21 protein-coding genes are annotated in these 23,281 nt (G+C 71.9%); 11 read left to right on the top strand and 10 right to left on the bottom strand.

Features of this window, described 5'->3' with window-relative positions; all coding sequences use genetic code 11:
* Window positions 1–764, bottom strand: a 764-nt coding sequence (locus AC1D12_RS03680) for a glycosyltransferase family 39 protein (protein WP_477838906.1), incomplete at its 3' end; no start/stop codon positions are given.
* A gap of 120 nt (window positions 765–884) precedes the next feature.
* On the opposite strand from AC1D12_RS03680, the gene AC1D12_RS03675 reads away from it, so the two are divergent.
* Genes AC1D12_RS03675 through AC1D12_RS03645 form a run of 7 tightly spaced genes read left to right on the top strand, consistent with a single transcriptional unit; the run spans window position 885 to window position 7,303 of the window.
* Window positions 885–2,588 (top strand): AMP-binding protein, encoded by a 1,704-nt coding sequence (locus tag AC1D12_RS03675; RefSeq protein WP_477824520.1) that lies wholly within the window; start codon window positions 885–887, stop codon window positions 2,586–2,588.
* A gap of 46 nt (window positions 2,589–2,634) precedes the next feature.
* Window positions 2,635–3,150: a hypothetical protein gene (locus AC1D12_RS03670; RefSeq protein WP_477824489.1), complete on the top strand. Its 516-nt coding sequence runs from the start codon at window positions 2,635–2,637 to the stop codon at window positions 3,148–3,150.
* Window positions 3,151–3,162: 12 nt separating this feature from the next.
* Window positions 3,163–3,564 carry a PDZ domain-containing protein gene (locus AC1D12_RS03665; protein WP_477824488.1) on the top strand — a complete coding sequence of 134 codons (402 nt, stop codon included), beginning with the start codon at window positions 3,163–3,165 and terminating at the stop codon, window positions 3,562–3,564.
* Entirely contained in the window at window positions 3,561–3,782 is a 222-nt protein-coding gene (locus AC1D12_RS03660; RefSeq protein WP_047504012.1) for a DUF167 domain-containing protein, read from the top strand. The genes AC1D12_RS03665 and AC1D12_RS03660 overlap by 4 nt, the downstream gene beginning before the upstream one ends.
* 41 nt (window positions 3,783–3,823) lie before the next feature.
* Complete coding sequence (locus tag AC1D12_RS03655) at window positions 3,824–4,306, top strand: GNAT family N-acetyltransferase (RefSeq protein WP_465110186.1); 483 nt, start codon at window positions 3,824–3,826, stop codon at window positions 4,304–4,306.
* Window positions 4,303–6,687, top strand: coding sequence for a glycoside hydrolase family 3 N-terminal domain-containing protein (locus AC1D12_RS03650; RefSeq protein ID WP_477824487.1), 2,385 nt, complete (start codon window positions 4,303–4,305; stop codon window positions 6,685–6,687). The genes AC1D12_RS03655 and AC1D12_RS03650 overlap by 4 nt, the downstream gene beginning before the upstream one ends.
* 40 nt (window positions 6,688–6,727) lie before the next feature.
* Complete coding sequence (locus AC1D12_RS03645; protein ID WP_477838905.1) at window positions 6,728–7,303, top strand: GNAT family N-acetyltransferase; 576 nt, start codon at window positions 6,728–6,730, stop codon at window positions 7,301–7,303.
* Window positions 7,304–7,317: 14 nt separating this feature from the next.
* Here the strand turns inward: AC1D12_RS03645 and AC1D12_RS03640 are convergent, their stop codons facing one another.
* A complete protein-coding gene (locus tag AC1D12_RS03640) occupies window positions 7,318–9,078 on the bottom strand; it encodes a SulP family inorganic anion transporter (protein WP_477824485.1) in 1,761 nt (586 codons plus the stop codon).
* A gap of 110 nt (window positions 9,079–9,188) precedes the next feature.
* Between AC1D12_RS03640 and AC1D12_RS03635 the strand changes: the two genes are divergently transcribed.
* From AC1D12_RS03635 to AC1D12_RS03625, 3 genes are read left to right on the top strand one after another with little or no spacing between them, the layout of a single operon-like run.
* Window positions 9,189–9,476, top strand: coding sequence for a hypothetical protein (locus tag AC1D12_RS03635; protein ID WP_156154786.1), 288 nt, complete (start codon window positions 9,189–9,191; stop codon window positions 9,474–9,476).
* 48 nt (window positions 9,477–9,524) lie between these two features.
* Complete coding sequence (locus AC1D12_RS03630) at window positions 9,525–10,514, top strand: glycosyltransferase family 2 protein (protein ID WP_477824484.1); 990 nt, start codon at window positions 9,525–9,527, stop codon at window positions 10,512–10,514.
* Window positions 10,511–11,365, top strand: a complete 855-nt coding sequence (locus AC1D12_RS03625; RefSeq protein WP_465110192.1) for a ChbG/HpnK family deacetylase — start codon at window positions 10,511–10,513, stop codon at window positions 11,363–11,365. Before AC1D12_RS03630 ends, AC1D12_RS03625 begins: the two co-directional genes overlap by 4 nt.
* Here the strand turns inward: AC1D12_RS03625 and AC1D12_RS03620 are convergent.
* Together AC1D12_RS03620 and AC1D12_RS03615 are read right to left on the bottom strand one after the other, a co-directional pair.
* On the bottom strand, window positions 11,340–11,726 hold the full coding sequence (locus AC1D12_RS03620; RefSeq protein ID WP_477824483.1) for a GtrA family protein: 387 nt from the start codon (window positions 11,724–11,726) through the stop codon (window positions 11,340–11,342). The two genes, AC1D12_RS03625 and AC1D12_RS03620, sit on opposite strands and share 26 nt — an antisense overlap.
* A gap of 28 nt (window positions 11,727–11,754) precedes the next feature.
* The gene (locus AC1D12_RS03615) at window positions 11,755–12,756 is read right to left on the bottom strand and encodes a Bug family tripartite tricarboxylate transporter substrate binding protein (RefSeq protein WP_047504034.1); all 1,002 of its coding nucleotides are present in this window, start codon (window positions 12,754–12,756) and stop codon (window positions 11,755–11,757) included.
* Window positions 12,757–12,907: 151 nt separating this feature from the next.
* On the opposite strand from AC1D12_RS03615, the gene AC1D12_RS03610 reads away from it, so the two are divergent.
* Complete coding sequence (locus tag AC1D12_RS03610; protein ID WP_477824482.1) at window positions 12,908–15,415, top strand: PAS domain S-box protein; 2,508 nt, start codon at window positions 12,908–12,910, stop codon at window positions 15,413–15,415.
* Window positions 15,416–16,175: 760 nt separating this feature from the next.
* Here AC1D12_RS03610 and AC1D12_RS03605 read toward each other — a convergent pair.
* The 6 genes from AC1D12_RS03605 to AC1D12_RS03580 all read right to left on the bottom strand — a co-directional run.
* Window positions 16,176–18,263, bottom strand: coding sequence for a GGDEF domain-containing protein (locus AC1D12_RS03605; protein WP_477838903.1), 2,088 nt, complete (start codon window positions 18,261–18,263; stop codon window positions 16,176–16,178).
* A complete protein-coding gene (locus AC1D12_RS03600) occupies window positions 18,260–20,317 on the bottom strand; it encodes a GGDEF domain-containing protein (RefSeq protein ID WP_477838901.1) in 2,058 nt (685 codons plus the stop codon). The genes AC1D12_RS03605 and AC1D12_RS03600 overlap by 4 nt, the downstream gene beginning before the upstream one ends.
* A gap of 49 nt (window positions 20,318–20,366) precedes the next feature.
* The gene (locus tag AC1D12_RS03595; RefSeq protein WP_477838899.1) at window positions 20,367–21,650 is read right to left on the bottom strand and encodes a solute carrier family 23 protein; all 1,284 of its coding nucleotides are present in this window, start codon (window positions 21,648–21,650) and stop codon (window positions 20,367–20,369) included.
* Window positions 21,651–21,885: 235 nt separating this feature from the next.
* Window positions 21,886–22,062 carry a hypothetical protein gene (locus AC1D12_RS03590; protein WP_477838897.1) on the bottom strand — a complete coding sequence of 59 codons (177 nt, stop codon included), beginning with the start codon at window positions 22,060–22,062 and terminating at the stop codon, window positions 21,886–21,888.
* Between the two features lie 11 nt (window positions 22,063–22,073).
* Window positions 22,074–22,310 (bottom strand): hypothetical protein, encoded by a 237-nt coding sequence (locus AC1D12_RS03585; RefSeq protein WP_047508562.1) that lies wholly within the window; start codon window positions 22,308–22,310, stop codon window positions 22,074–22,076.
* Between the two features lie 302 nt (window positions 22,311–22,612).
* A partial coding sequence (locus AC1D12_RS03580) for an alpha/beta hydrolase (protein ID WP_477838895.1) occupies window positions 22,613–23,281 on the bottom strand: 669 nt, incomplete at its 5' end.

Raw genomic sequence — 23,281 nt, 5'->3', positions numbered from 1 at the left:
GTGAACGACAGCAGCTTGTGGATGCGGCCCGCGGCATCGAGCTGCAGCGCGGTCGTCGACGCATAGCGCAGCGTCGAGAACTGGTGGTGGAACACCCAGGCGATGTGCGGCGCGAACAGCGCCATCGAGATCAGCACGGCCAGCGCCAGCCCGAGCCGTGCGCGGGGGGTGGCCAGCATGCCGCTCAGGCCCAGCGCCAGGATCAGCCCGGCCAGCCCGACCGCCGACTGGTACTTGGACAGCAGCGCGAGCCCCGCCAGCACGCCCAGCGCGATCCACCAGCCAAAGCCGGTGCGGGGCTCGGCAGCGCGCAGTGCGACCCAGGCCGCGGCCGCCAGGCACAGCATCATCACCGTGTTGTGGTTGAACAGCTGGCCCTTCCAGCTGAACGCGAAGTGCAGCCCCCACAGCACGATGGCCACGCCGGCCAGCCGCTCGCCGAGCAGGCGCCGCGCGACCCCGAACGTGAACACCGCGGTGCCGGCGACGCACAGCGCGGCCAGCAGGTAGGGCCACAGCGGCGAGAAGCCGAACACGCGGATCACGGCGGCCAGCATCCAGGTCGGCAGCGGCGGGTGCTTGTGGTAGCCGCCCTCGAAGCTGTGCGACCAGGTGAACTGCTCGAAGTGGTCGCCCGGCTGGCCGGGATTCAGCAGCGCCCCGAACAGCGCCCAGCCGATGCCGAACAGCAGCGCGAACGCGAGTGCCGGCGGCAGGCGGGGAGCGGCCGGCGGCCGATCGGAGACAAGGGAGGACAAGGCCATGGGAAGAGGGGAGCCGGGCTGCCGACAGGGCGCCGCAGTTTAATCCCCGCCCCCCGTACTCACCCTCTAGGCGCCGGGGCCCTGCCGCTCCTATCGTCGGTGACCGGTGCCATCGCGCCGATGCCGGAGTTGCACGTGGCCGATCCCATCCTGCCGGAACACCTCGCGCTGCACCGCCTGTACCACTGGGAGCGCAGCGCGCCGGACCGCATCTGCTTCACGCAGCCGCAGGGCGGCGGGGTGCTGCGCGAGTTCACCTGGTCGCAGGTGATGGCCGAGGTGCGGCGCATCGCCGCCCACCTGCGCGAGCGTGGCGTGCGCGACGGCGCGAAGGTGGCGCTGCTGTCGAAGAACTGCGCGCACTGGCTGATGGCCGACTGGGCGATCTGGATGGCCGGCGGTGTCTCGGTGCCGCTGTACCCGACGCTGTCGGCCGCGACGATCCGGCAGATCCTGCTGCACAGCGAGGCGCAGCTGCTGTTCGTCGGCAAGCTCGACGGCTGGGAGGCGATGAAGTCCGGCATCCCGGACGAGCTGCCGTGCATCGGCATGCCGCTCGCGCCGCCGAACGACTACCCGCAATGGGATGCGCTCGTCGCGCGCACCGCGCCGCTGGCCGGCGAGCCGGTGCGCGACGCGGCCGAGCTCGCGACCCTCATCTACACCTCCGGCACCACCGGCGTGCCCAAGGGCGTGATGCAGAGCTTCGGTGCGTTCGCGTGGTCGATCCGCACCGGGCTGAAGCGGCTGGAGGCGATCGACCCCGACACCCGCATGCTGAGCTACCTGCCGCTGGCCCACGTCGCCGAGCGGGCGCTGGTCGAGCACGGGCAACTCGCGACCGGCATGCACCTGTTCTTCGCCGAGAGCCTGGAGACCTTCGCCGGCGACCTGCAGCGCGCGCGGCCCACGGTGTTCTTTTCGGTGCCGCGGCTGTGGGTCAAGTTCCAGCAGGGCGTGCACGCGAAGATGCCGCCGGCGAAGCTGCAGCGCCTGTTGCGGATCCCGCTGGTCGGCGCGCTGGTGCGGCGCAAGATCCTGCGCGCGCTCGGGCTCGACCAGTGCCGCGTCGCCGCCTGCGGCGCCGCGCCGCTGCCGCCGGAGTTGCGCGCCTGGTACGCGGGCCTGGGCTTGCCGATCCTCGATGCCTACGGCATGACCGAGAACTGCGGCGTGTCGCACGCGACGCTGCCCGGCCGCGCGAGCCCCGGCACGGTCGGCCCGCCGTACGACGGCGTCGAGTGCCGCATCGCGCCGGCCGACGGCGAGATCCAGATGCGCAGCCCCGGGTTGATGATGGGCTACTACAAGGCGCCGGGGCTGACGCGCGAGGCGATGACCGACGACGGCTGGCTGCACACCGGCGACAAGGGCGAGATCGACGCGCAGGGCAACCTGCGCATCACCGGCCGCGTGAAGGACCTGTTCAAGACGAGCAAGGGCAAGTACGTGTCGCCGGCACCGATCGAGGACCGGCTGGTGATGCACCCGGCGGTCGAGGCCTGCTGCGTGATCGGCGCGAACCTGGGCCAGCCGATGGGCATCCTGATGCTGTCGCCGGCGGCCGCGCAGGGTGCGGGAGACCCGCTGTCGCGGCAGGAGCTGGAGGCTTCGTTCGAAGCCCACCTGCGCCATGTCAACGAGCGGCTCGATCCGCACGAACAGCTCGACTGCCTGGTCACGGTGAGCGAGCCGTGGACCGTCGACAACGGCTTCATCACGCCGACCTTCAAGGTCAAGCGCAACCGGATCGAGGAGGCGTACGGGGCGTTGTTCGAGGGCTGGTCCGCGGCCCGGCGGCCGGTGGTGTGGCATCGCGCCTGAGCCGAGCCGCCGGAGCCCACGGATTTCCCCACTAGACTGCCACCCCATGACCAAACTCGCCCTCACCTGCCTCGCGCTCGCCCTCACCGCCTGCGCCTCCGACGCCCCCCGGCAGACGCTCACGCAGGCCGGCGAGGCGATGGTCACGCCGCTGAACGACCTGAACCTGATCCGCACCGACATCCCGGCGCCGCTGCAGGCCGCGCAGAAGGCGCCGTATGCGGTGCCGGCGCCGGCCGGCTGCACGGCGCTGGTCGCCGAGGTGCAGTCGCTCGACGCGGTGCTCGGCCCCGACCTCGACACGCCGCCGTCGGCCAGCAACCCGAGCCTGATCGAGCGCGGCGCCGGCACCGCCAGCGGCATGGCGGTCGGCAACCTGCGCAGCGCCGCCGAGGGCGTGGTGCCGTTCCGCGGCTGGATCCGCAAGCTCAGCGGTGCCGAACGCTACTCGCGCGATGTCGCCGCCGCCATCGCCGCCGGCACCGTGCGCCGTGCGTTCCTGAAGGGACTGGGCGCCGCCGCGTCGTGCGAGATCCCGGCCATGCCGCGCGCTGCCAGCTGACGAGGAGCTCGCATGAGACGGCGCCTGCTGCTCGCGGCCACCGTGGCCGCGCTGTGCCTGCCCTTCGTCCACGCGGCGCACGCGGCCGACGCGCCACCGGTCGGCTACTACGGCATCGGCATCTCGGTGAAGACCGACGGCGGCATGCCGTGGAACCCGAAGCTGCAGAGCGTGACGATCTCGCGCGTCGCCCCGGCGTCGCCGGCCGCGCAGAAGGGCATCGCGGTCGGCGACCTGGTGATCGCCGCCGACGGCCTGACGATCGCCGGGCGCAAGGCCCGCGAGCTGGAGCCGGTGATGCACAAGACGGTCGGCCAGTCCTTGCGCCTCGCGCTGAAGCGGCCGGACGGCAAGGCCTACGAGGTGACGCTGGTCGCGGTCGCGAAGCCCGCCCCGGCCGCACCGGCGCGATGACGACGCTGCAGGTCAAGGTCAAGCCGAACGCGCGCCTGCGCCAGCTCGAGGCCCAGCCGGACGGCAGCTGGCTCGCCCACCTCAAATCGCCGCCGATAGATGGCAAGGCCAATCAGGAGCTGATCGCGCTGATCGCCGAACATTTCGGTTTGCGCAAATCGCAGGTGCAGATCAGGAGCGGGGCGTCCGGCCGGATGAAGCTGGTGCAGCTGGACTGATCCGGGCCGGCGTTGTTGCGCACGCTTTCCTCGATGCCGCCATGCTGACGATCACCGCTGAAGACCCCGGTTCGCCCGATGCGCGGGCGCTGGTGGACGAACTCTCCGACACGCTCGCGGCCCTCACCGGCGACCCGGGCCGGTCCTCGTTCGATCCGGACGACGTGCGCCATCCGCGGGCGCGCTTCGCCGTTGCGCGCGACGCGCAGTCGCGGCCGGTCGGCTGCGGTGCACTGCGGCCGCTGCAACCGGGCGTCGCCGAACTGAAGCGCATGTACGCCCGGCCGGGCACCCGCGGCGTCGGCTCGGCGCTGCTCGCCTTCCTGGAAGCCGAGGCGACCACGCTCGGCTACCACGCGCTGTGGCTGTCGACCCGCGTCGTCAACGAGCGGGCCGTCGGCTTCTACGAATCGCGCGGCTATGCGCGCATTCCCAACTTCGGCCACTACGCCGGACGCACGCAATCGGTGTGCCTCGCGAAGGTGCTCGATGCTTCCCAGAACAGATCCGAGACAAACCCATGACCCATCCCTACCAAGACCCGGCCCGCCCGGTCCCCGAACGCGTGGCCGACCTGCTCGCACGCATGACGCTCGACGAGAAGATCGCGCAGCTGCACGCCTTCTGGCTGGTGCTGTCCGAGGACGGCGATCACCGCCCGCGCATGGACAGCTTCACCGGCGGCAGCGACGCCGACACGGTGCGGCACGGCCTGCGCCATGGCCTGGGCCAGATCTCGCGCCCGCTCGGCAGCCACAGCGTCGACCCGGCCAGCGGCGTGCGTGCGCTGAACCGGCTGCAGAAATTCCTCGTCGAGCAGACCCGGCTCGGCATCCCGGCGCTGTCGCACGAGGAGTGCCTGGTCGGGCTGATGGGCCGCGGCGCCACGCTGTTCCCGTCGGCGCTGTCGTACGGCGCGACCTGGAACCCCGAGCTGGTCGAGCAGGTGGCGCAGGCGATCGGCCGCGAGGCGCGCAGCGTCGGCTGCCACCAGGGCCTGGCGCCGGTGCTCGACGTCTCGCGCGACGTGCGCTGGGGCCGCACCGAAGAGACCTTCGGCGAGGATCCGTACCTGGTCGGCGTGCTCGCCACGCGCTACGTGCGCGGGCTGCAGGGGCCGAAGCGCGACCTGCTCGCCACGCTGAAGCACTATGCCGGCCATTCGGCCAGCGAGGGTGCACGCAACCACGCGCCGGTGAGCCTCGGCTGGCGGGAGCTGAACGACGTGTTCCTGCTGCCGTTCGAGATGGCRGTGAAGCAGGCGAACGCCGGCTCGGTGATGCCGGCGTACCACGACATCGACGGCGAGCCGGCGCATGCCTCGCAGCACCTGCTGACCGAGGTGCTGCGCCGCCAGTGGGGCTTCGACGGGCTGGTCGTCGCCGACTACGTCGGCATCAGCCTGCTGTACCAGCACCATGGCGTGGCCGCCGACCGGGCCGAGGCGGCCGCGCAGGCGTTCAACGCCGGGCTCGACATCGAGCTGCCGGGCGACGACTGCGCGCCGCAGCTGCGCGAAGCATTGGAGCGTGGTCTCATCACGATGCAGAAGGTCGACGAGATCGTCGCCCGCGTGCTGACCGAGAAATTCCGGATCGGCCTGTTCGAGCGGCCGTATACCGAGGTGGCGGGCATCGCGCTGCAGCAGCCCGAGACCGTCGCGCTCGCGCGCGAGGTGGCGCGGCAATCGGTCGTCGTGCTGCACAACGACGGCGTGCTGCCGCTGGATGCGCGCGCCGGCCGGTGCATCGCGGTGATCGGCCCGACGGCCGACGACCCGCTGGCGCTGCTCGGCGGCTACAGCTTCCCGGTGCACCTGATCCTCAACGACCAGGCCGAAGGCGCGTCGCAGGTCGTCACGCCGCTCGCGGCCCTGAAGGCGGTGTTCGGCGACGCGAACGTGCGCTATGCCCAGGGCTGCCCGATCCTCGAGGAGCGCAGCGCCGGTGCGCCGGTGTTCCCCGGTGACGTGGCCGAGGCGGTGAACGGCGAGCGGGTCTCGCGCGTCTCGCAGCGCCGCGACGGCATCGCGGGGGCGGTGGCCTGCGCGAAGGCTGCCGATGTCGCGATCGTCTGCGTCGGCGATCTGGCGGGCCTGTTCCAGACCGGCACCGTCGGCGAGGGCTCGGACGCCGATTCGCTCGCGCTGCCCGGCGTGCAGCAGGCGCTGCTCGATGCGGTGCTCGACAGCGGCACGCCGACCGTGGTCGTGCTGACCGGCGGGCGGCCCTACACGCTCGGTGGGCGCGAGCACGAACTGGCCGCGCTGGTGATGGCCTTTGCCGGCGGCCAGGAAGGCGGCACCGCGATCGCCGAGGTGCTGAGCGGCGCGGTCGAACCGTCGGGCCGGCTGACGCTGTCGGTGCCGAAGAGCGCCGGCGCGATGCCGTACTTCTACAACCACAAGCTGAAGAGCGCCGGCACGCCGATCGCGCTGCATTTCGGCAGCCGCCATCCGTTCGGCCACGGGCTGTCGTACACGGCGTTCGCCTACGACGAGCTGCAGCTCGCGCAGCCGCAGGTCGACATCGAGCGCGGCGAGATCGAGCTGTCGTGCCGCATCACCAACACCGGCGCGCGCGCCGGCGTCGAGGTGCCGCAGCTGTACGTGCGCGATGTGCTGGCGTCGGCGGTGCGGCCGGTCAAGGAGCTGAAGGGCTTCGCCCGCGTGGCGCTCGCGCCGGGCCAGTCGGCGCGCGTGCGCTTCCACCTGCCGGTGGACATGCTGAACTTCACCGGTGCGGCCGGCGCCCGCATCGTCGAGCCCGGCGAGTTCGAGCTGCAGGTCGGTGCGTCGAGTGCCGACATCCGGCTGCGCGCGAGCGTGCAGGTCACCGGCGCGGTGCGCACGCTCGGGCGCGACTGGCGCATGGAGAGCCGTGTCACTTGTCAGATGCAAGGGTGAAGCGGACGTAGACTCGGCGGACCGTTGTTCCAGGTCTGCCATGTCCGACCCGTCGAGTCATTTCCCCGTCCTCGAGACGCAGCGGCTGCTGCTGCGCGAGACCTCGCTGGCCGATGCGCCGGTGCTGTTCGCGATCCATTCGGATGCCGATGCGATGCGCTGGTTCGGCACCGAGCCGCTGCCCGACGAGCAGGCGGCGCAGAAGGTGATCGAGGGCTGGGCGACGGCGCGCACGCTGGCCAACCCCGGCATCCGCTGGGGGATCGAGCGGCGTGACGACGGCCGGCTGATCGGCACCTGCGGGCTGTTCCGTTGGAACCGCCAGTGGCGCGCCTGCATGGTCGGCTACGAACTGGCGCGCGAGGCCTGGGGCCAGGGCTACATGCGCGAGACGCTGCTCGCGGTGCTGGGTTTCGGCTTCGCGCAGATGCAGCTCAACCGGGTCGAGGCGCAGGTGCATCCGGACAACATCGCGTCGCTGAAGCTGGTGGAGCGGCTCGGCTTCGTGCGCGAAGGCCTGCTGCGCGAGGCCGGCTGGTGGGGCGGGCAGGCGCAGGACCTGGTGCAGTTCTCGCTGCTGCGGCGCGAGCAGCGGGTGGTGGTGCTGGATCCGTAGGGCCAGGTCTGCCGTCAGGCGGGCCGAGCGCCGGCCCGCCCCAAGCCGGCCCGCGTTCCCTCGGGGGACAGCCCGGTGTACCCATCGGGCGAGGGGCTCCATGTCACCCCCTGGTGCACGCTCAGGAACAACTCCCCCTTGAACCACTGCTGCCAGCCACCCGCCCGCAGCCCGTCCATCACCGGCCCCTTCACCTCCGACAGGTCCAGCCGCATGCCGCGCGCGGCCAGCATGTCCTGCAGTGCGCGCAGCGCCTCCAGGCCGCTCAGGTCGATGCGGTTCACCGGCGCCATCTGCAGCAGCACGCGGCGCGTGTCCGGGTGGGTCGCCAGGTGCTGCGCGACCACGTCCTCCAGCTGGCGGGCGTTGGTGAACAGCAGGCTCTCGTCGATGCGCAACGCGAGCACGCCCGGCGTCAGCTCCACCTGGTAGCGGTCGATGTTGCGGTAGTGCTCGGTGCCCGGCACGCGGCCGATCAGCGCCACGTGCGGCCGCGCGGTGCGCTGCAGCAGCAGCGCGATCGATGCCGCCACGCCCAGGCCGAGCGACCAGCCGGCGCCGAACAGCAGCATCAGCGCGGCCACCGCGACCATCACCACCCACTCGCTGCGCGCGTAGTGCCAGGCCTCGCGGAACGGCCCGAGCGCCAGGCCCGACAGCACCGCCACCAGGATGGTCGCGGCCAGCACCGGCGTCGGCAGCCAGGCGAGCGGCTGCGCCAGCAGCAGCATCGCCAGCACCATCAGGATCGCGGTGAACACGCCGGCCATGCGCGTGCGGCTGCCCGCTTCCAGGCTGACGATGCTGCGCGAGAAGCTCGCGCTGACCGGCATGCCCCCCGTCAGCGCCGCCGCCATGTTGGCCGCGCCCAGGCCCGCCAGCTCGCGCCGCGGATCCACCCGCTGGCCGAGCCGGCGCGCCAGCGATTCGGCGACGACCAGGCTGCTGACGTAGGTGACCAGCGCGATCAGCAGCGCCTGCGGCAGCAGTGCCCACCACAGCGTGGCGTCGAGCAGCGGCAGCGCGAAGTTCGGCGACAGCGCCGGCAGCGCGCCGACCAGCGTCACGCCGTGCCGGTCGGCGCCGGTCAGCATCGCGGTCGCCATCGCGCCGACCAGCACCGCCAGCGGCACCAGCCGGCCGACCAGCACCGCGTGCGGCCGGCCGAAGCGCTTGGCGAGCCATGGTTGCGCATGGCGGCGCGTGAACCACAGCAGCGCGACAGCACCCAGGCCGTACGCGGCCGTCATCGGCGCCCACGGCCGCACCGCCTGCCACCAGCTGTGCAGCACCTGCACCGCATCGGCACCGCGTGCCGACGCGCCGAGCAGCACCGGCAGCTGGCTGAGCGCGATCGACAGCGTCGCGCCGGTCTCGAAGCCGTGCAGCACCGGCACGCTGAGCAGCGCGGCCAGCGCATCGAGCCGCAGCCAGGCCGCCGCCAGCAGCAGCAGCCCGACCTCGGCCGCCAGCACCAGCGCGACCGCCGGCGCCTCGACGCCGGCCGGCGCCTGGCCGATCGCCTGCGCGATCATCAGCGCGAGCACCGCGGCCGGCCCGACGCCCAGCACCGGGCTGGAGCCGAGCGCCGCGTACGCCACCAGTGGCAGCAGGCTCGCATACAGGCCGACCTGCGCCGGCAGCCCGGCGAGCAGCGCATAGGCCAGGCTTTGGGGGATCAGCAGCACGCTGATGACGAAGGCGGCGACCAGGTCGTCGCGCAGGGCCTCGCGACGGTAGGCGCGCCAATCCAGGCGCCAGGGGGTGAAACGCATGTGGCGATTGTCCGTCGAGTGCAATCCCCAAGGCAGCTGATTGCCTTCGGCGGATACCAGCCCAACACTTGCCGGGCAAGGCTGCGACCGCGGCCAGGGAGGCGACGACCATGTGGTGGCTCAACTTCAACCCGCAGTTCAACTGGCCGTTCAGCGGCTCGGTCGTGCAGGACATCCACCCCTCGCTGCTGGCCCGTGCCGGCAACGACGAGACCGAGCTGCGCGTGCTGCGCGAGGTGGCGTCGTACGGCAGGCAGATCGGCGTGCTCAGCGACCTGGTGCTGGGCCTCGCGAAGCGGCTGCCGGCCGGTGAGCTCGACGACGACGCCCGCCATGCGCTCGCACAGCTGGAGGAGATGGGCGCGCGGATCGCGCGCATCAAGCAGGGCCAACGCTGAGCTTCCCGGCGTAAAGTCGCGGGCTGCTCCAGGTGAACAGCCCCGTCCATGCGCTCCACAGTTGCCAACCCCGTCGCCACCCGACCCACCCGCCCCGCCATCAGCTGCGTGATGCCGGCCTACAACGAGGCCGCCAACCTGCCGGTGCTGCTGCCGCAACTGAGCGCGCACCTGGCCGGGCTGACCGACCGCTGGGAGGTCGTCATCGTCGACGACGGCAGCACCGACGGCACCGCGCTCGCGGTCGCGCCCTTCCTCACGACGCCCGGCGTGCGCTACGTGCGGCTGTCGCGCAACTTCGGCAAGGAGCAGGCGCTGACCGCCGGCATCGACCTGGCGCGCGGCGAGGTCGTCGTGCTGATGGATTCCGACCTGCAGCACCCGGTCGACCTGATCGACCGCATGGTGCAGGCCTGGGTCGGCGGGGCCGACATGGTGTGCGCCGCGCGCGCCTCGCGCGCCGACGAGACCTGGGCCAAGCGGCTGGGCACCTGGGCCTTCTACCGGCTCGTCAACACCAAGCACTCGGTGCACATCCCGGTCGATGCCGGCGATTTCCGGCTGATGGACCGKCGCGTGGTCGATGCGCTGAAGGCGCTGCCCGAGCGCAACCGCTTCATGAAGGGGCTGTACGCGTGGGTCGGCTTCCGCACCGAGATCATCGACTACACGCCGGCCGAGCGGCATGCCGGCACCAGCAGCTTCTCGATGCGCAGCCTGGTGCGGCTCGCGCTGACCGGCGTCACCGCGTTCTCGAACGTGCCGCTGCGGCTGTGGAGCGCGCTCGGCGCGCTGATCGCGTTCGGCGGCATGGGCTTCGGGCTGCTCGTGATCGCGCAGCACTTCATCTATGGCCATGATGTGCCGGGCTGGGCCACGCTGGTGTGCAGCCTGATGTTCTTCAGCGGCGTGCAGCTGCTGTCGATCGGCATCCTCGGCGAATACGTCGGCCGCATCTTCGACGAGGTCAAGCGCCGCCCGATCTACCTGGTGGCGAGCGAGGCCGGCCAGGGCCTGGCGGAGCCGGAATCCCGATGACGGGCGCGCCGCGCACCCTCGGCCTGTGTGCCGATGACTTCGGGCTGTGGCCGTCGGTCTCGCGCGGCATCGCGCGGCTGGCGCATGCGCAGCGCCTGACCGTGGTGTCGTGCATCACGACCGGCGATGCGTGGCGGGCCAGCGCGCCGTTGCTGGCCGACCTGCCCGACAGCGTCGAGTGCGGCCTGCACTTCAACCTGACCGAGGGGCTGCCGCTGAGCGCCGAGCTGGCGCGCGTGTGGCCGGTGCTGCCGCCGCTGCCGACGCTGATCGCACAGGCCCACCTGCGCCGGCTGCCGGTCGACGCGCTGCGGGCCGAATGGCAGGCGCAACTGGCCGCGTTCACCGAAGCGACCGGCCGCGTGCCGCAGACCATCGACGGCCACCAGCATGTGCACCATCTGCCGCAGGTGCGAGAGGTGCTGCTGCACGGCATCGGGCAGCTGCTGCCGGCACCGGCGGTGCGCGACACCGGCGTGCTGCCCGGGCCGGGCTTCGGCCTGAAGCGCCAGCTGATCGCCGGTACCGGCGGGCGCTGGCTGCACCGCGAGCTGCTGCGCCGCGGCTGGCTGCACAACCCGGCGCTGCTCGGCGTCTACGACTTCGTCGACACCGATTACCGCGGGTGGATGCAGCGCTGGCTGCGCGCGTTGCCTGCGTCGGGCGGGCTGGTGTTCTGCCACCCGGGCGAGATCGATGCGCAGTCGGCCGGCGATGCGATCGCCGCGGCGCGGCAGCGCGAGCTGGCCTACCTGGAAAGCGGGGCGTTCGCCGACGACCTGGCGGCGGCGAACGTCAAGCTCGGGCGGGTGTGGCAGCGCGGTGCTACGAAAACGTCCAGCGCCGGTTGATCAGGAAGGTCAGCACCAGGCCGGTCAGGGTCGCGACGACCTGCGCCAGCAGGTAGTGCCAGCCGAGCGCGACGCCGCCCGCGACGATCGCCATGCCGACCAATGCACCGATCAGGGCCGTGCCCTGGAACTTGAGCCAGGCCGGGCCGAGCGGCCCGCGGTGGTCGAAGGTGAAGCGCCGGTTGCCGAAGAACGCGACCTGCGCGCCGAGCGCCGCGCCGAGGCCCGAGGCGATCCAGGCCGGCACCTGCACGCCCTCGACCAGCGCAGCCAGCAGCGCATAGTGCGCCGCGGTCGCGAGCACGCCCACCAGGCCGTAGCGAAAGAAGCGGTGCAGCAGATCGGTCAGCGAGGCGGCCATGGCCGCGCATTAAACCCCACCCCCGACCTCAGTCGACTTTCGCGCCCGACACCTTCACCACCTGCGCCCACTTCTTCGTCTCGGCCGCGATGTAGGCCGCGAACTCCGCCGGCGGCATGCCGCTCGGGATCGCGCCCTGCGCCAGCAGCCGCTCCTTCAGCGCCGGCGTGCCGAGCGCCTTGGCACTTTCCTGCTGCACCCGGTTGACGATCTCCGCCGGCGTGCCGGCCGGCGCCAGCAGCCCGAACCACGAGCTCGCATCGAAGCCTTTCACCGGCCCGGCCTCGGCGACCGTCGGCACGTCGGGCAAGGCGGCGCTGCGCTGCGCGCTGGTGACGGCCAGCGCCTTCAGCTTGCCGGCCTTGATCTGCGGCATCGCCGACGGCAGGTTGTCGAACATCAGGTCCATCGTGCCGCCGATCAGGTCGAGCAGCGCCGGCCCCGAGCCGCGGTACGGGAAGTGCAGCATGAAGGTGCCGGTCATGCTCTTGAACAGCTCGCCGCTCAGGTGGATCGAGGTGCCGTTGCCGCTGGACGCCATGTTCAGCTTGCCCGGGTGGGCCTTCGCATAGCGGATCAGGTCGGCCACGCTGTTGATCCCCGCGGCCTCGGCCTTGGCCGGATTCACCACCAGCACGTTCGGCACGCCGGCCACCAGCGTGACCGGTGCGAAATCCTTGATCGGGTCGAACGGCAGCTTCGGGTACAGCGACTGGTTGATGCCGTGCGTGCCGACCGTGCCCATCAGCAGCGTGTAGCCGTCCGGCGGCGACTTCGCCACCTGCTCGGCGCCGACGTTGCCGCCGGCCCCCGGCTTGTTGTCGACGATGAACTGCTGGCCGAACGCCCGGCTCAGCTCGGGCGCGAGCGCACGCGCCAGGATGTCGGTGGTGCCGCCCGGCGCGAACGGCACGACGATGCGCACCGGCTTGGTGGGCCAGGCGCCCTGGGCGCGCAGGGGGGAGGCAAGGACTGCGGTGGCGGCCGCCGCTGCGGTGGCGAGCACCTGGCGGCGTGTCGGACAGGTCATGGGAACTCCGGTCTTCTCGAGGGATGGGCCCAGTGTGCGGCAGCGCAACGCCGCCCCGTACCCGCGCTCGCCCTACTTCTCACCACCCGGGCGCTGTGCCACGATCCACCTGCCTGCAGCACGCTCTCGTGCCCACCGGAACCCGACGACCGTGCCCCCACCGTTCCCGCCTGCCGACGACCTCGGCGCGATCATCGCCCGGGTCCAGTCCCGCTACATCCGCGCCGCGCCGCCGCGCGAGATGCTGGCGCCGCTGCTGACCGACCTGCTCGAGAGCACCGCCTGCGAGTACGGCTTCATCGCCGAGGTGCTGCACGACGGCGACGGCGCGCCCTACCTGCGCTTCTACGTGCTGACCGACATCTCGTGGGACGACGCGACGCGCGCGCTGTACGAGCGCCACATGCACGGCGGCCCGGAGCACACGATCGAGTTCCACAACATGCGCACGCTGTTCGGCGCCGCCGTGCTGAGCGGTGCGCCGGTCATCAGCAACGACCCCGAGGTCGACCCGCGGCGCGGCGGCCTGCCGCCCGGCCATCCGGCGATGCGCTCGTTCCTCGGCGTGCCGCTGTTCCACGGCGGCGAGATGCTCGGCATGGTCGGCCTCGCGAACCGGCCGGGCGGCTTCGACCAGGCCCTGGTCGACCGGCTGCAACCGCTCTTCACCAGCGTCGGTGCGATCCTCGGCGCGGTCCGCAACGACCGCGAGCGGCGCGAGGCCGAGAATGCGCTGCGCGCGAGCGAGACCCAGCTGCGCGCGGTGCTCGAGATGGCCGGCTCCGGCATCGTGCAGATCGGGCTCGACGGCTTCCCGCTGTTCCTGAACCAGCAGCTGTGCGACATGCTCGGGCGCAGCCGCGCCGAGCTGCTCGCGCTCAGCACCGAGGACGTGACCCACCCCGACGACCTGGCGGGCGAGCGGCGCCGGCGGCGCCAGCTGCTGGCCGGCGAGATCCCGCGCTACCGCGCCGACAAGCGCTACCTGCATGCCGACGGCCGCATCGTCTGGGCCACCATCAACGTCACGCTGGTGCGCAAGCCCGACGGCCATCCCGACTACCTGATCGCGGTGGTGCAGGACATCACCGAGCGCAAGCAGGCCGAGTCCGAGCTGCGGGCGAGCCGCCAGCGCTTCGTCGACCTGCTGAACTCGGTCGACGGCATCTTCTGGGAGGGCGACCCGCGCACCGAGAACTTCACCTTCGTCAGCGACAAGGCCAAGCAGCTGCTCGGCTACCCGCAGGCCGACTGGATGCAGCCGCGCTTCTGGATCCTGCACGTGCACCCTGACGATCGCGAGCGCGCGCTGCGCGAGGTCGCCGATTCGCAGCTCACCGGCTCGGTCAGCGCGATCGAGTACCGCTTCTACGCGGCCGACCGCAGCGTGCGCTGGATGAGCAGCTGGGTCACGGTGTTCCGCCCCGAGGGCGGCCAGCGGCTGCTGCGCGGGCTGATGATCGACATCACCGAGCGCAAGCGCATCGAGGAGGCGGTGCTCGCGGCCGAATCGGCGCAGCGCGCGAACGCCGCGAAGACCGAGTTCCTGTCGCGCATGAGCCACGAGCTGCGCACGCCGCTGAACGCGGTGCTCGGCTTCGCGCAGCTGCTGGAGCTGGACAGCCAGCAGCCGCTGAACGCGGCGCAGCAGATGCGGGTGCAGCACATCACGCAGGCCGGCACCCACCTGCTCGCGATGATCAACGATGTGCTCGACCTGTCGCGCATCGAGAGCGGTGGCGTCGCGCTGGTGTCGGGCAGCGTCGCGCTGCGGCGCGTCGTTGACGAGGCGCTCGCGATGGTCGCGCCGGCTGCGGCCGAGGCCGGCGTGCAGCTGCTGATCGAGCGTGCATCGCCGCAGGCGGCCGACCCGCGCATCTGCGTGCAGGCCGACCACCTGCGGCTGCGCCAGGTGCTGGTGAACCTGCTGAGCAATGCGATCAAGTACAACCGCCGCGGCGGCCAGGTGCTGCTGAGCTGGCCGGTCGACGCGGGCGTGGGGTTGGTGCACCTGCAGGTGCGCGACACCGGCGAGGGGCTGACGGCGGCGCAGATCGCGCACCTGTTCGAGCCGTTCAACCGGCTCGGCGCCGAGCGCAGCGGTGTCGAAGGCACCGGCATCGGCCTGGTGATCACGCAGCGCCTGGTACAGCTGATGAACGGCCGGCTGTCGGTCGAGAGCGAGCCGGGCGTCGGCAGCGTCTTCACCGCGAGCCTGCCGTGGGTGCCGATGGCGGCGTCGGACCCGGGCTTCGCGCCCACCGAGGTGTCCGTCGACATTCCGGCGGCGCCCTGGACGGTGCTGTACGCCGAGGACAACCCGATGAACGTCGAGCTGGTGCGCCAGGTGATGAAGATGCGGCCCGACTGGCGGCTGCTGGTGGCGGCCAACGGGCGCCAGGCGGTCGAGATGGCGCTGCAGCAGCGCCCCGACCTGCTGCTGCTCGACATGCACCTGGGCGACATGAGTGGCGTCGAGGTGTCGCGCGCGCTGGAGGCGGCGCTCGGCTGCCCGCGCATCGCGCTGTCGGCCGACGCGACGCCGGAGCAGTCGCAGGTGGCGCGCGCGGCGGGCTTCGCGGCCTACCTGACCAAGCCGGTGAACGTGGCGCAGCTGCTGCGCTGCCTGGACGAGCAGCAAGCGGGGCGGGCGCCATAAGGTTTGCGCATTGATGTTTGCGCAAAGGCGCGTGGGGGAGACCGTGGCGCGCCGGCCGGTTCGGTCATCGCCCCAGGGGGCGATGACTTCCCTCCGCTGACTGGTTTTGCGGCCCGTCGCCCAAACTCCCGCCACTCACTTCGTTCGTTGTGGTCAAACAGTGGGCGACAGTCAGTTCACGAAGCGTGCTGCGCACGCGGGCCGCAAAACCAGCCAGCTCCGGCGACCCGTCCTGATTGGCGCTCCACGGTCTCCCCCACGCGCCTTTGTGCCACCGCCCTGCTCCTTCGGCTGTGACAAGCGAACAAATGGGGTTTGATGCCCGGGCTGTCGCCCGGGCCCGGTTCCGCATCTGCGATCAATCGTCCCTCCATGCCGACACCCTCACCCGCTGCGTCTGGCGGCACTTTTCAAGCGGCACTCGTTGCCCGGGTGACAACCCGGACTCAACCTTCATTTGTTCGCTTGTCACCTCCCGAAGGGGGACGGTGCTGCCACAAAGGCATGTGGGGGAGGCTGTGGAGCGCCAATAGGGACGGGGCGCCGGAGCTGGCTGGTTTCATGGCCCGCGTGCGCAGCACGCTTCGTGCACTGACTGTCGTCGACTGTTTGACCACAACGAACGAAGTGAGTGGAGGGAGTTTCGACGACGGGCCATGAAACCAGTCAGCGGCGGGGAGTCATTGCCCCCAGGGCAATGACCGCACCGGYCGGCGAGCCACAGCCTCCCCCACATGCCTTTGCCGCGCCAATGCAAAAACTACGAGAACAGATCCGGCTGAGGCCCCGCCTGCTCATGCAGCCGCACCCTGCCGTCGCGCCAGGCGCTGTCGAAGTCGTTCTCGATCGCCTTCAGCTCGTCCGGCGAGCGCAGCTGCGCGCCCACCACGCCGATCGCGCGGTTGCGGCCCTGGCCCTTCGCGGTGTAGAGCGCCATGTCGGCCAGGTTGACCGCCTGTTCCCACGGCACCGGCAGCTCGTCGGGCGGCAGCGGAAAGCGCACGTAGCCGATCGATGCGGTGACGCGCAGCACGTCGTCGGGGCCGCCGTCCGTGCCGCTGGCGATCGGCTCGCGCCCGATCTGCTCCAGCACGCGCGCCGCGAGCTGCTCGGCCTGCTCGGCACTGACCTCGGGCGCGAGGATCAGGAACTCCTCGCCGCCCCAGCGCACCACCAGGTCGCGCTCGCGCACGCAGCCGGCCAGCCGCCGCCCCACCTCCACCAGCACGGCGTCGCCCACCGAATGCCCGTGGCCGTCGTTCACATGCTTGAAGTGATCGATGTCGACCAGCAGCAGCGCGCCTTCGATGCCCTGCGTGCCGTTGCGCGCCATCGCGGCCTGGAACTGGCGGCGGTTGGCCAGGCCCGTCAGCGGGTCGCGTTCGCTCTGCAGCCGCAGGTTGGCATGGCTCGCCTGCAGCCGGCGGTTGATCTCGCGCACCCGCAGGTACAGCAGCGCGGCGACACCTACCGACAGCGCCAGCACCGCCGCCATCAGCGCCCACACCCGCTGCTGCAGCTCCCGGTTCGCGAGCGCCGCGGTCTTCAGCGCGTTGTCGCGACTCACCAGTTCGATCTCGCGCTGCTTGCTCTCGGTGTCGTAGCGCTGCTGCACATCCTTCAGCGCCGCGGCGCGGTTGGCCTTCATCACCTCGGCACTCAGCTTGCGCTCGCGGTGGAACAGCTCCAGCGCGCCGCGCGCATCGCCGGCCGCCGCCAGCGCCTCGCCGAACTCGCGCAGCGACTGCGCCTCGCTGCCCGGCGCGCCGTTGCGCTGCCACAGCTCCACCAGCCGGGCGAGGTCGAGCCGGCCTTCGTTGAGGCGGCCGAGGCCGATCTTCGCGAGCCCGGCGTTGTTGATCAGCACCCGCTCGGCACGCAGATCGCCATGGCGGCGCACCACCGGCAGCGCGGCCTCGGCCGCACGCAGCGCATCGGCCGGGCGGTCCTGGCGCGCATACAGGTCGCTGAGGTTCGCGTTGACCAGCGACTCCAGCCGCGGCGAATCGGCCCGCGCGGCGATCGGCAACGCCTCCTCGGCCAGCCGCAGCGACTGCTGGTGCTCGCCGCGCAGGTCGGCCAGGCGCGCCTCGTGCAGCCGCAGCCGCACATCGACGTCGGGGTCGTCGAGCGGCGCCGCCACGCGCTGCGCCTGCTGCAGCGTGCGCACCGCGCMGGGCATGTCGCCCTGGCGCGCGATGTCGAGCGCGAGCAGCCCCAGCACCAGCGCCTGGCGGTAGCCGTCGTGCTGCGCCTCGGCCAGCTGCGCGGCGGTGCGCAGGTGGCGCGCGCCCTCGGCCCACAGCGCGCGGCTCTGCGCATGGCGCTCCAGCACCTGCAGCGCGCGCCACGCGGCGCGGTAGTCGCAGCCGGGCGCGGTGGCCGCCGGCGCACCATCGGGCCCCGGGCAGCCCTGCTGCAGCGACGGCACCGCCGCCTGCGCCAGCGCGGCCGCCACGTCGAGCTGGCCGTTGTTCTCGGCCACCAGCGCACGGACCAGGTTGGCGCGCGCAGTGCTGTCAGYCTCGTCCGCCTCGGTGCCCGCCATGCTGGTGCGGATCTCCTCGGCCAGCATGCCGGCTTCGCCGATGCGGCCGTTCTGCGCCAGCACGATCGCGCGCGCGAGCTGCAGGCGGCGGATCGTCTGCGCCGGCCGCGGCGAGATCGCCTCCTGCTCGTGCTGCAGCTGCAGCAGCGCCTTCAGCGCCGGCTCCGGGCGGTCGTAGCCCTGGCGCACCAGCTGGTCCGATTGCTCGATCACGCCGGCCGCCGCCGCGCCGGCAGCGAACAGCAGCCACGCGACACCCGCGCACCGGAACCCGCAGCGGAACCCGCGCCCGACCGTCATGCGCGGCCCTCGAGCAGCGGCCCGCGCAGCAGCGTCAGCGTGACCTGCCCGTCGCGCCAGGCGGATTCCAGCGCGGCGGTGATCGCCTGCAGCCCCTGCACCGTCTGCGCATGCAGCAACCCGACGCCGTAGGCCCGGTTGCGCCCGTGCGCCTTCGCCAGGTACAAGGCGGTGTCGACCAGGTTGATCGCCGGCTCCCACGCGACCGCCAGGCCGGTCGGCTCGATCGGGAAGCTCGCGTAGCCGATCGAGCCGGTCACCGCGATCTCGCGGCCCTGCCAGCGCACCGGCACCTGCCCCACCGCATCGAGCAGCCGCTGCGCCAGCGCATCCACCTGCTCGCGCGACARCGACTGCACGACCACCAGGAATTCCTCGCCGCCCCAGCGCACGACCAGGTCGGGCTCGCGCAAGGCATCGGCCAGGCGCTGCGCCATCGCGACCAGCACCGCGTCGCCGGCCGCATGGCCGTGCTCGTCGTTGATGCGCTTGAAGTGATCGATGTCGAGCAGGAACACGGTGCCGGCCAGCTGGCCGTCGACCGACATCTGCTTCATCGCCGCCTGGAAGTAGCGCCGGTTCGCGAGGCCGGTCAGCGGGTCGCGTTCGCTCTGCACCTTCAGCTGCGCATTGCTGTGCGCGAGCGCCTGGTTGGTGCGGCGCACGCGGCGCATCATCAGCAGCACCACCGCGAACGACAGCACGAAGGTCGCCGCGAGCAGCCACCACAGGCGCTGCTGCAGGTCGCGGCGCTGCAGCTGCGTGCTCTTGATCGCGTTGTCGCTGTTCAGCAGCGCGAGCGCGCGGCCGCGGCGGTCGCTGTCGAACTGCTCCTGCAGTTCGAGGATGGCCTTCTGCTGGTCGCGTTGCACCAGCTTGTCGGCGATCGCACGGTGGCGGTGCAGCGCCTGCACCGCGGCGGTGGCGGCGCCGGCCTTCTCGAGCGCGGTGCCGAACTCCAGCAGCACGTCGGACACCAGCGGCGCATCGCCGCGGCGCTCGGCCATCGACAGCGCGAGTTCGACGTGCCGCTTGCCGTCGGCCACGTCGCCCAGGCCGATGTGGGCCAGGCCCATGTTCCACAGCGCGATGATCTCGCTGCTGGTGTCGCGCACCTCGCGCGTCAGCGGCAGCGCCTCCTGCGCGCGGCGCAGCGCGGTGCGGTAGTCGCCGCGCTGCAGGAAGAAGTCCGACATGTTGGCCAGCAGCAGCGCCTCGTCGAGCTTGGCGCCGGCCTCGTGCGCATAGTTGATCGCGGACTGCATCGAATGCAGCTCCGCGGCGACCTCGGTCGGCCCGTCGAGCAGGATGCCCTGGATGTTGTGCACGCGGGCCAGCGAGATCTTGTCGTCGGCCGCGGTCGCGATCGCCAGCGCCTCGGCATTGGTGCTGCGCGCGCGCTCGGGCTGCTGCGCTTTGTAGAGCGAGTAGGCGGCGCGCGAGCGGGCCTCGGCGCGGCGCCAGGCGACGCCGAGCTGGTCCGCAAGGTCGATCTCCTGAAGATGCAGCCGCACCGCGTCGTCGAGCTTGCCGGCGCGCTGCTTGGCCTTCGAATGCGCGGCCAGGAAACGCAGGCGGCTCGCGGCCGGCGTCGACGCGGGCAGTTCGGCTGCGGCGGCATTCAGCAGCTGGTCGGCCTCGCGCGCGTCGCCGCTCTTCAGCGCCATGCTGGCCTGGATCAGCCGCGCCGCCGCGTCGGTGGCGGGCGTCGCCTGCTGCCGCAGCCGGCGGGCGCAGTCGGTGGCCGCGTCGAATTCCGAGGCCTCGGTGTGCATCAGGCCCTGCAGCGTGAGCGCGTCGACCCACTCGCCGCTGCCGATCGCGAGCGCGGCGACGCGCGTGCGCAGCAGCGCGGCCGTGTCGGATGGATGGGCGCGGCCGGTCGATTCGAACTCGGCGAACGCGCTGTCGGATGCCACCTGCACGGCCGAGGCGGAGGCCGGTGCCGACGGAGGGGCCGGCGCGGCGCGCACGCTGCCGCACGCGAGCGCGGCGATCAGCACGCAGCTCAGGCGCAGGAGGAAAGCCCCAGGGGCACGCAGGATCGGGACCATCGGTGGATATCGACCAGCAAAGGGCGGACCTGAGGTTCCAGCGGACTGCTCAGCGCCCGGGACGGCGCCGCAGCAGCGCGTGCAGCAGGATGGCACCGAAGGTCGCGGTGCCGATGCCGCCGAGCGTCAGGCCGCCGAACTTCAGCGTGTAGTCGCCGGTGCCGAGGATCAGCGTGACCGCGGCGACGATCAGGTTCGTGTTGTCGCCGAAGTCGACCCGGTTGTCGACCCAGATCTTGGCGCCGGCCACSGCGATSAGSCCGAACACGACGATGCTSACGCCGCCCATCACCGSCAGCGGRATGGCCTGGATCAGCGCRCCGAACTTGGGACTGAAGCCGAGCACGATCGCGATCAGCGCAGCCACCACGAACATCGCGGTCGAGTAGATCCTGGTCGCGGCCATCACGCCGATGTTCTCGGCATAGGTCGTCACGCCGGTGCCGCCGCTCGCGCCGCTGACCATCGTGGCCAGCCCGTCGCCGATGAAGGCGCGGCCCATCAGCGCGTCGAGCGGCTTGCCGGTCATCGCGCCGACCGCCTTCAGGTGGCCGAGGTTCTCGGCCGCGAGGATCACCGCGACCGGCGCGATCAGCAGCATCGCATCGGCCTGGAACACCGGCGTCGCGAAGCCCGGCAGGCCGAACCACGCGGCCGCGGCGACGCCGGACAGGTCGAGCGGCTTGCCCAGGCCGAAGCCGTTGGCGAGCACCGCGTAGACGACGCTCGCGGCCAGCAGGCCGACCAGGATCAGCAGCCGCTGCGTCATGCCGCGCGTGTACACCGCGACCAGCCCGACGCTCAGGAACGTGACGGCCTGCATCCAGGCGTCGAACGGCGTCGGCGCCATGTTCTTGATCGGCACGCCCGCCAGGTTCAGGCCGATCACCGCGACGACCGCGCCGGTGACGACCGGCGGCATCAGCGACTCGATCCACGCGGTGCCGGCGGCCGTGACGGCCAGCCCGATCAGCAGCACGACCGCGCCGCAGGCGACGATGCCGCCGAGCGCGGCGCCCAGGTTGGCGTTCGGGCCGTGGCCGGCATAGCCGCTGGCGGCGATGACGACGCCGATGAACGCGAAGCTCGAGCCCAGGTAGCTCGGCACCTTGCCGCCGACCACCACGAAGAAGATCAGCGTGCCGATGCCGCTCATCAGGATCGCGACGTTCGGGTCGAACCCCATCAGCAGCGGCGCCAGCACGGTGGCGCCGAACATCGCGATCACGTGCTGCACGCCCATCGCGAAGGTCTGCGGCCACGGCAGGCGCTCGTCGGGCGCGACGACCACGCCGGGTTGGGCGCTGCGGACGCGCCAGGTGGGGAGGGACATGTCGTGCTCCTGTGTTCTTCTGCGATGCGCACCCGGGGCGGTGCGCGACGCAGTGTAGGAGCGCGGCAGAAACGAGTCACCCGGGCCGGCACCGATGGTCGGCGCGCCCGGGTAACAGTGGGAACTGAATTCGACGGATGTGAAAAAAAGAGGGGAAACGGGACAGGTGCCGGGGGCTCGCTCTCATCCACCCCGGCTTGCCCGTTCCCCCTTGGACGTCACATACGTCTGGAAATCAACGCGCGCCGCGGACGCTGCCGGGCGGCGGGAACAACGACAGCTGCGCCGGAGCGCGGCTCGATTGCAGGACCTTGAACGACCGGTCGGTGGCGTTGCCGGCCTGCGGCGTGATGCGCGTCACGCTCGGCTGGGTGCTCGGGCGGACGATCATGTGTTCGGTGCGGGGTGCCATCGCGGGCCCCTTCAGTGGCCGACCAGCCATTGGCTGGGGGCGAATTCGCTCGGGCGCACGGTGACCATCTCGGCCGCCGCCGGCGACAGCACGTTGGCGGCACGCGCCAGCCAGTGCCTGACGTTGCCACCGCCCTGCCCGGTCGCGGGCTGGGCCAGGCGCAGCAGCGAAGAGGCGCCGCCACGGCAGCTCGGGGTGGCCGGGCGGGCCCGGCGGGAAGAAGGCGTACGACGATGAAACAGCGACATGGCAACGACGTCCTTGTGTTGGAGCTGCTGCCGGCGTGGGGCGGGAGAGTCACCGGACTGGCAGTCTGTGCGCACTGATGCGCAGCTTCCATGCCAGCCTGCTTTCGGGTCTTGCGACCCCGCTTCGGACCAAAAATGCCGCGTGACGAAGTCCGTGCCGGCCGAATTGTGGCCAGACGGTAAGGTCTCGGTTACAGACTTGACCGGATTCGTCGATCCGCCGCACTTATTTCAAACCCGCCTTTCAAGCACGGTTACATGGGCCGGCCGCGACCGCTCAGGGGCCGTGCCGCGCCGCTCATCTATTTGGCACGCACGTGCTCGACGACGAGTCGGATGCCCTCCTCATCCGACAGCACCCGCCGGTGGCCGAGGCCGCTCGTCGTGGCCAGCCGGGCATCGGGCAGGGCCTGCTGCAGCGCCCGGCTGCCGGCCAGCGGCGCGACGCGGTCGCCCTCGTCGTGCAGCAGCAGCGTCGGCTGGGCCAGCCGCTCGCCCAGCCACGCCGGCTCGAACTGCTGCAGCGGCACGCCCTCGCGGCGCTCGATCGCGGCGCCCATCCGCTCGGCCAGCCCGGCGCCCAGCCCGAAGCTGCCGCTGAACCAGTGCAGGAAGAGGCCGGGCGGCGGCGACGGGGCGATCAGCGCCAGCCGCTTCACCGGCAGGCCGCTGGCGGCGGCATGGCCGGCCGCCAGCGCACCCAGCGAATGTGCGACCACGGCATGCAGCGGGCCGAGCCGGGCCGAGGCCGCCCACAGCGCGCGCACGAACTGCGGCAGCGTCGAGCGCCACGCGGCGCTGCGGCCGTGCGCCGGGAAATCCAGCAGCACCGGCGCGAAACCGGCCGCCGCCAGCGCATCGCCGAGCGGCCGCATCTGCAGCGCGTCGCCGGCCCAGCCGTGCACCAGCAGCACGGTCGGCAGCCCGGCGGGCTGGTCGGCGCGGCGGTAGACCGCGACCGTGCCCTGCTC

Source organism: Rhizobacter sp. P1_G5, from assembly GCF_056405435.1.
This window is presented reverse-complemented; position numbering and strand designations above follow the sequence as displayed.

Excerpts from the sequence above, each read along its gene's own strand:
- AC1D12_RS03675 (WP_477824520.1), top strand. The coding sequence starts at position 885 with ATGCCGGAGTTGCACGTGGCCGATCCCATCCTGCCGGAACACCTCGCG.
- AC1D12_RS03670 (WP_477824489.1), top strand. The coding sequence starts at position 2,635 with ATGACCAAACTCGCCCTCACCTGCCTCGCGCTCGCCCTCACCGCCTGC.
- AC1D12_RS03665 (WP_477824488.1), top strand. The coding sequence starts at position 3,163 with ATGAGACGGCGCCTGCTGCTCGCGGCCACCGTGGCCGCGCTGTGCCTG.
- AC1D12_RS03660 (WP_047504012.1), top strand. The coding sequence starts at position 3,561 with ATGACGACGCTGCAGGTCAAGGTCAAGCCGAACGCGCGCCTGCGCCAG.
- AC1D12_RS03655 (WP_465110186.1), top strand. The coding sequence starts at position 3,824 with ATGCTGACGATCACCGCTGAAGACCCCGGTTCGCCCGATGCGCGGGCG.
- AC1D12_RS03645 (WP_477838905.1), top strand. The coding sequence starts at position 6,728 with ATGTCCGACCCGTCGAGTCATTTCCCCGTCCTCGAGACGCAGCGGCTG.
- AC1D12_RS03640 (WP_477824485.1), bottom strand. The coding sequence starts at position 9,078 with ATGCGTTTCACCCCCTGGCGCCTGGATTGGCGCGCCTACCGTCGCGAG.
- AC1D12_RS03635 (WP_156154786.1), top strand. The coding sequence starts at position 9,189 with ATGTGGTGGCTCAACTTCAACCCGCAGTTCAACTGGCCGTTCAGCGGC.
- AC1D12_RS03625 (WP_465110192.1), top strand. The coding sequence starts at position 10,511 with ATGACGGGCGCGCCGCGCACCCTCGGCCTGTGTGCCGATGACTTCGGG.
- AC1D12_RS03620 (WP_477824483.1), bottom strand. The coding sequence starts at position 11,726 with ATGGCCGCCTCGCTGACCGATCTGCTGCACCGCTTCTTTCGCTACGGC.
- AC1D12_RS03615 (WP_047504034.1), bottom strand. The coding sequence starts at position 12,756 with ATGACCTGTCCGACACGCCGCCAGGTGCTCGCCACCGCAGCGGCGGCC.
- AC1D12_RS03590 (WP_477838897.1), bottom strand. The coding sequence starts at position 22,062 with ATGGCACCCCGCACCGAACACATGATCGTCCGCCCGAGCACCCAGCCG.
- AC1D12_RS03585 (WP_047508562.1), bottom strand. The coding sequence starts at position 22,310 with ATGTCGCTGTTTCATCGTCGTACGCCTTCTTCCCGCCGGGCCCGCCCG.